The sequence below is a fragment of the Metabacillus sp. YM-086 genome, assembly GCF_048059995.1.
Classification (GTDB): domain Bacteria; phylum Bacillota; class Bacilli; order Bacillales; family Bacillaceae; genus Metabacillus; species Metabacillus litoralis_B.
On record NZ_JBLUOI010000134.1, the window covers coordinates 1 to 7,457 of the forward strand.

The 7,457-nt window shown below is 36.6% G+C and carries 5 protein-coding genes; 3 read left to right on the forward strand and 2 right to left on the reverse strand.

Features of this window, described 5'->3' with window-relative positions; genetic code table 11:
• The coding region (locus ACEWK1_RS26800) for a DsbA family oxidoreductase (protein WP_416636830.1) at nt 1–432 on the reverse strand (432 nt) is incomplete at its 3' end.
• Nucleotides 433–598: 166 nt separating this feature from the next.
• Between ACEWK1_RS26800 and ACEWK1_RS26805 the strand changes: the two genes are divergently transcribed.
• Both ACEWK1_RS26805 and ACEWK1_RS26810 read left to right on the forward strand, forming a co-directional pair.
• Nucleotides 599–3,772: a DEAD/DEAH box helicase gene (locus ACEWK1_RS26805; protein WP_212134876.1), complete on the forward strand. Its 3,174-nt coding sequence runs from the start codon at nt 599–601 to the stop codon at nt 3,770–3,772.
• Between the two features lie 203 nt (nt 3,773–3,975).
• Nucleotides 3,976–5,133 carry an alpha/beta hydrolase gene (locus ACEWK1_RS26810; RefSeq protein WP_212134877.1) on the forward strand — a complete coding sequence of 386 codons (1,158 nt, stop codon included), beginning with the start codon at nt 3,976–3,978 and terminating at the stop codon, nt 5,131–5,133.
• A gap of 37 nt (nt 5,134–5,170) precedes the next feature.
• Here ACEWK1_RS26810 and ACEWK1_RS26815 read toward each other — a convergent pair whose 3' ends face one another.
• The gene (locus ACEWK1_RS26815) at nt 5,171–5,464 is read right to left on the reverse strand and encodes a Dabb family protein (protein WP_121661735.1); all 294 of its coding nucleotides are present in this window, start codon (nt 5,462–5,464) and stop codon (nt 5,171–5,173) included.
• A 196-nt stretch (nt 5,465–5,660) separates the two neighbouring features.
• Between ACEWK1_RS26815 and ACEWK1_RS26820 the strand changes: the two genes are divergently transcribed.
• Nucleotides 5,661–7,457: sigma 54-interacting transcriptional regulator (locus ACEWK1_RS26820; protein ID WP_416636831.1), on the forward strand; the 1,797-nt coding region annotated here is incomplete at its 3' end.

Genomic DNA, 7,457 nt, shown 5'->3' on the forward strand with positions numbered 1-7,457 from the left:
TCCAATTTCAACTGCTAAATCGATCAATGTAGAATGATCACCGATATGCTTAGATTCTGTAAAGAAAGCATGTAGTATTCTCTCAGCCATTTCATTCATAAGGCCTTGTGTTTTTGCGTACAACGTTAAACGATGTGCATCAAATGTATTTGTTAGTTTCATCGTATCGAACTGATAATCTAAACCAGACTCTCTTGCCATCTCTTCCATATTGTTGCAATTAAGCTTTGCTTGCTCAAGGCTCATCCCATATTTTTTTGCTAGCTTTTCATAAATACTATCAGAAATGTCTCGTTCTGCAGTAGGATCTAATTCAAAACAGCGATAAACTACTTCAATCTTATGATCTACCTGTTTTATTGCTTCTTCAAGTCGTCTTTTTCCAATATAACAAAACGGACAAGCATAATCTGTCCACATTTCAATCAACATGTGAAATCCCTCCAGTTGTATTCGTTTTTAGTATACTAATTCAATCTTTAAATAAAAAATAAAATGCCTCAGCTGTTGTTGATGTTTTTAGAATTACCCAACTCTACGAAAAACATGGTAAACTGTAAGTCGAATTTATTTTACTCTCTAGGAAGGAGCCGGACATATGAAGGCAAAAATAACTCATCAATTAATTAAGGATATGTGTGGCGTTACGTCCTTCAAGAGAGGTAATGCATTTTTTCTTGCAAATAAAGTAAAAATTGAGGATTATGACGAGCATACATGTCAGGCTATTGTCGAAGGAACAGAAAATTTCAATGTTACAATCTCAGAAATGGACAAGGGAGGCATTCAATCAACATGCTCTTGCCCAAAGCTAGCTTCATTCGATAAAGACTGTCAGCATATCGCTGCGGTTTTATTATACCTTTACGATCAACAGAGAAACGGAAATTCATTACAAAAACCTGATGATACAATGACAAAAGATTTGTTTTCTCTTTTTAGCCATCAGCCGATCCGTTCGAGCAGTCATCAGCGACATTTTGAAAATAGACAGGTTATCGAAGCGGAATTTATATGTAAGCCTGTTACAGACGAAAATGGAGTAAACTTGCTCGGTATTGAAGTGAAATTAAACTCATTTTTAATAGAAGATTTATTTGGATTTTTAGAGCATTTACAAGCAGGAAAATCAATTCAACTATCTAGTTCCTTTCTATTTGATGCAACCTATCATTGTTTTCAACGAGAAGATGATGACGTTTTTCAACAAATGATTGGAATGATGTTAGATAAAAAAGCTGATAAAACAATCGGATCACATACACATACAAGTATGTTGCTTATTCCACCCACTTCATGGAAAAAAATGCTAACATCCTTACTAGCAGCACCTCAAGTCAAGTTAGTGTATAAAGAGACGAGGTTTAATGGGATACATGTAACGAAAGAATCGCTTCCTTTACAATTCAACTTTGATAAAACCACCGGTTATGAGTTAGAAATGAAAGGTCTTGATAAGATTGTGATTTTTCATTCCTATCAAACCGTTTTATATAATGGTAAGTTCATTCAATTAGACAATGACGATTTTAAGCGTTTATTCGAGCTAAATCAAATGTTGAAGAAAACACGAACGTCTTCCATACCGATTCAACACGAACAGGTTGGTTTTTTTCTAGAAAAGGTGGTACCTGGTTTGAAAAGACTGGGGAAAGTGAATATAGCTGAAGCCATTAGTCGCCAACTAGTCAAAACCCCATTAGTAGCTAAGCTTTATTTGGATCGAATTAAAAACCGTTTACTTGCAGGGCTTGAGTTTCACTATGAAAATATGATGATCAATCCTTTAGAAGGCCGGGATCTTCCGAAAGGATCCATTCTTTTGAGAGATATAGAAAAAGAAGAGGAAATCCTAAGTTTAATGGAAGAAAGCTCTTTCTCCAAAACAGATGGAGGCTATTATCTGCATAACGAAGAGCTAGAATATGATTTTCTCTATTATCAAATGCCTAAGCTGCAAAAGCTTTGTCAAACTTATGCAACAACAGCTGTTAGGATGCGAATTTTCAGAGAAAATGTGAAGCCGCAGATTCGAATTAAAGTAAAAAAGGAACGAACAAACTGGCTTGAATTTAAGTTCGAAATGGACGGCATCGCTGAAAAAGAAATAAAAGAGGTTTTAGTAGCTCTAGAGGAAAAACGAAAGTACTATCGATTGCGAGATGGCTCATTACTTTCATTAGAAACGAAAGAGTTTGAGGAAATTCAACGGTTTCTTCATACTCCTCTCGTACAGGATAAAGATTTGTCTAATGGATTAGATCTTCCTATTGAAAAAAGTCTTCAGCTTCTTGATGTTGTCGAGGGCAGTGAGTCTTTTTATGTAGAAGAGTCATTTAGACAGTTTCTTAATACAATCCGTCATCCCGGCAGCCTAGACTTTCCAATTCCAGATCACTTAGATTCTATTTTAAAAGATTATCAAAAAATCGGTTTTAAATGGATTAAAACTCTTGCTACTTTCGGATTTGGTGGCATATTAGCAGACGATATGGGGCTAGGTAAAACATTGCAAAGCATCACGTTTATTTCTTCAGAGCTTCAAACCATTCGTCAGGAAAAACGTCCAGTGCTAATCGTATGTCCTTCCTCACTAACCTATAATTGGTTGAGTGAATTTATAAAATTCACACCAGGTATTAAGACGCTTATTATGGATGGTGCGAAATCAGAACGTGCTAAACGACAAAATGAAGCATGTGATACAGATGTGATTATTACATCTTATCCGCTATTACGTAAGGATATTAAATGGTATGAGAAACAAACGTTTCATTCGATCTTTTTCGATGAAGCTCAAGCCTTTAAAAATCCATTAACACAAACTGCCCGGGCCGTTAAAAAGTTGCAGGCGAATCACCGGTTTGCATTAACAGGAACTCCCGTCGAAAATTCACTAGAAGAGCTGTGGTCGATTTTTCACGTTGTTTTTCCTGAATTATTTCTCGGGTTAAAAGAATACAGTCAGCTTACAAAAGCAACAATTTCTCGGCGAATTCAGCCATTTCTGCTTAGAAGAATGAAGGAAGACGTGTTACCTGAGTTTCCTGAAAAAGTAGAATTAACGGATTCAGTTGAATTACTTCCTGAACAGAAAAAGCTTTACGCAGCCTATTTAGCAAAACTAAGACATGATACACTGAAACATCTTGATAAAGAAACAATTAGGAAAAACCGAATTAGAATACTAGCCGGTTTAACTCGTTTACGCCAAATTTGCTGTCATCCTCGCTTATTCGTTGATAGCTATAAGGGGAGTTCAGCTAAGTTTGAGCAGCTTATGCAAATCATAGAGGAATCCAGACTTTCCGGGAGAAGGGTATTAATTTTCTCTCAATTCACTAGAATGCTTGAGCTGATTGGTAGAGAGCTAACGATAAGAGGACTACCATACTTTTATCTTGATGGACAAACTCCCTCTGAAGATAGAGTAGAGATCTGCAACCGTTATAATGACGGGGAACGAGATTATTTTCTTATTTCATTAAAAGCCGGAGGAACAGGCCTGAATTTAATGAGTGCCGACACAGTTATTTTGTATGACACATGGTGGAATCCAGCTGTTGAGGAACAAGCTGCTGACCGTGCCCACCGAATCGGCCAAAAAAACTCCGTCCAAGTCATTAAGCTCGTAGCAAAAGGAACAATCGAAGAAAAAATCAATGAACTCCAAGACAAAAAGCGTGACCTCATTGAAGAAATCATTAAATCTGACGGTCAGAAGGGAACGATGCTGACGGAGGAGGATATTAGGGAGATATTGATGTTGTGAGGGGAAGGGGTTTTTTTGGTGCCTGTCACTACCCGATATTTGTCGAGATTCGTCGTTACGAAAAAAAGGGCTGTCCATCTCAACAGCCCTTTTTCACTTGCTGAATATTCCTTAAATTGGTTTGTTCCTTACATCCTTCTATCAATTATACTAATATATAAGTCTATTTAATAAAAAGGAGGGTACGCTACAAAAGCATCAACATGAAAAAACGTCTTAGAAAAATCTTTCTATCATTTGTAGTGTTCCTTCTATTATGCTGTATAGGTGTTATAGGAGCTGTTGAATATTGGAGTCATACAGAAGCAGGGAAGGTACCTGCAAAAACAGCTGTCCTTCTTCATGCTGTTGATCAAAGACTAGTCACATCAGATATGAAAGCACCTAAAATATTCTCAAGCTCTGGAAGTCCGAGCTATACTCGTACAACAACATCCATCCCTATGTCAGATGGGGAGAAGATTCCAATCAGAATTTATCAACCTAAAAAGGGCGGACCACATCCCATTATTATTTACTACCATGGCGGTGCTTTTTTAGAAGGGTACGGAAACATTAACACACACGATAATATTGTCCGTGCGCTCGCTGCGAAAACACAAAACGTTGTAATCTCAGTCGGATACAGATTAGCCCCCACTCATCCTTTCCCAACCGCTACGGAGGATAGCTATGAAGCATTACTTTGGGCTGTTCAACACGCAAGTTCTTTTAATGGAGATCCTAGTAAAATTGCAGTTGCAGGTGACAGTGCCGGAGGAAATCTAGCAACAGTTGTGACGATGATGGCACGTGACCGAAACGGTCCATCCATTACCTCACAAGCGCTTTTTTACCCGTTAACCACATTTCAAGATGTTGCTTTTTCATCAAGAAGTTTATATGATAGCGGCTACTATTTAATTTCAAGGAGTGTAATGGAAAAGGCGCGGAAAAACTATACACCAGAGGAAAATATGTGGTCAAATCCTTATACATCACCTCTTGAAGCTCAAAATCTTCATGATCTTCCTCCTGCATTCATTATTACAGCAGAATTTGATCCGCTTAGAGATGAAGGAGAAGCATACGGGAAAGTGTTGGCAGAAAATGGAACACCAGTCAATGCGGTTAGGTATAATGGTGTGATGCATGGATTTGTTTCATTTTACGAGGTTATGAATCGCGGGAAAGATGCGCTTGATGAAGCATCAGCTTATTTAACGGAATCGTTTCAACAGCAACCGAAGTATCAAGCCTATCAGCTAGATATCTATGACAATCAACCAGCATTAGAAAGCTTAAAGGACAGAGGAGAGGCCTATGCAATCGGAGGATATTTACTCGGAAAACAGGCTATTTCCAAGCTTTCTTCCTGGTAAGAAAAAATGACACACCGTTAAAAGTGTGTCATTTTTATTAGATTTCAAAATCAACGACAATTAGATCCGTTAAACCAATCTCCTTTAGAAACGCAACAGCTTCCTGATGCTTTTCATGTGGTCCATATTGTTCAAGAGCTTGCTTATCCTCAAAACGTACCGTTAAACCTAATTCAAATCCCTGACTTCTGTCAGAAAAATTTACCCCTGCTTGAATATCAACAATCCCGCTAATTTCATTCTTAAGAGATGTTAATTTTTGAATCGCTTCGTTTTGTTGTTCGACTGTTGTTGAATCATTAAATTTGAAGATAACGATATGCTCTACCATGAAAATTCCTCCAAGAACTATTCTTATTTTCGTACGAGTATATTATTGCACAATTTGAAAGATATGGACAAACAATATACATGAGAAGAAGAAAGAACTTTTCATTCTATTTATAAAGGATTAATTGGAAGTACATAGAAATGAATATGTAGTAATATTTTAAACTAGTAAAAGCGAAAGACTGGAGGGTGATGCGATGTATACGCTATCACTTAAAGTTCAAAAAAAGAATGGTTTACATATTCGCCTTGCTGCTACATTTATTATTACTCTACAATCGCTTTTAAAGGATAAAGAAGCAATTAAAAACAGCCATGTGATTTATAAGGATAAAAAAGTTCAAGCGAACAATCTACTTTCCTTGGTTTCTTTAAAAATTGAACAAGGTGAAGAGTTTTTGCTAACATGTGCCGATGAAATACCGCCACATGTAGCAAATCAAATCGTTGAGCTGTTTGAGGAAAAGGATGTTGAGAATGTAAAAGAAATGGAAGCTGACCTCATGATGATGGAAAACTCCTATATTCTTCAAGAGGCCTTTACAAAACTTCCAAATGGAGTGGTTGTAGTTGATCGTGACAATGTGATTACATATGTTAATGATGCTGCTGTAAAACTACTCGAAAAACCTCCAAATGAACTCTATAACCATAAGGCTAATGCTGTTATTCCTCAATCAAGACTACATACCATCATGAAAACGGGTCAACCGGAATTCGCTCAAAAGCAAAAAATAAATCATTATACGATACTAACCAACCGTTCTCCTCTAATTTTTCAGGATAAAGTCATTGGTGCAGTGGCCGTTTTTCAGGATATATCGAACTTAGAAAAAATAACAAAAGAGCTCAAAGAAGTTCAGGAGTTACAACAAAGACTAGATCTTGTCTTACAATCCGTTTCAGATTTAATTGCCCTAACAAATGAAAAAGGAGAATTTATCTTTATTAACGATGAAATGGATGGAATGCTGATCAAGAATAAAAAAAAGAAAAAAATTCAATCGATTATCGGTGACAACCTTTGGAAGTCACATCAAAAATGCCCTGAACCTTTTATGAAAATTATCCAAGTGAATCATCAATCAACATATATTACAAAAATTAACCCAATTATATTTGATGAAATCTTTCGCGGTACTGTCGTAACATTAAGTCCATTGGATGAAATAAAGATTCTTTTACAAAAACTAGAACTAATGGAGGAAAGAACGAAGTATTTAGAGAGAGAATTATCAAAACATCAAAAACTGAATTCTGCTTTTAATAAAATTATTGGAAATAGTGAAGTTCTATTAGAATCCTTATCTATGGCTAATAAGGTTTCAAAAACAGATTCCACTGTGCTGATAACAGGTGAAAGCGGTACAGGAAAAGAACTTGTTGCAAGAGCCATCCATGAGACAAGTGATCGTAGTGAACGATCATATATCCGGGTCAATTGCTCTGCCATTTCACCAAATTTAATCGAAAGTGAGCTTTTTGGCCATGAAAAAGGTGCGTTTACAGGTGCTTACAAGGTACATCGAGGAAAATTTGAACTAGCTGATAACGGAACTATTTTTCTCGATGAAATTGGTGACTTAAACTTGGATTTACAAGTAAAGCTGTTAAGAGTTCTGCAGGAAAAGGAAGTCGACCGTGTCGGTGGCTTCGAGCCGGTTACAATCAATGTCAGGGTTATTGCAGCCACAAACAGAGACCTAGCAAAAATGATAGAAGAAGGAAAATTTCGTGAGGATTTGTATTATCGATTAAATGTAATTCCCATTCATTTACCACCGCTACGATCAAGAAAAGAGGACATTCCTCTCTTAATAGAGCATTTTCGTGAACATTTTAATCAACACTTGGGAAAAAATATCAACGGATTTGAACATGGTTTAATTGAGATATTATCGAACTACCATTGGCCAGGAAACATTCGCGAACTCGAAAACATCATTGAAAGGCTTTTTAATCTTACAGAGGATGATTTCTTGAAAATTAGAGAT

Excerpts from the sequence above, each read along its gene's own strand:
- ACEWK1_RS26815 (WP_121661735.1), bottom strand. The coding sequence starts at position 5,464 with ATGGTAGAGCATATCGTTATCTTCAAATTTAATGATTCAACAACAGTC.
- ACEWK1_RS26810 (WP_212134877.1), top strand. The coding sequence starts at position 3,976 with ATGAAAAAACGTCTTAGAAAAATCTTTCTATCATTTGTAGTGTTCCTT.
- ACEWK1_RS26805 (WP_212134876.1), top strand. The coding sequence starts at position 599 with ATGAAGGCAAAAATAACTCATCAATTAATTAAGGATATGTGTGGCGTT.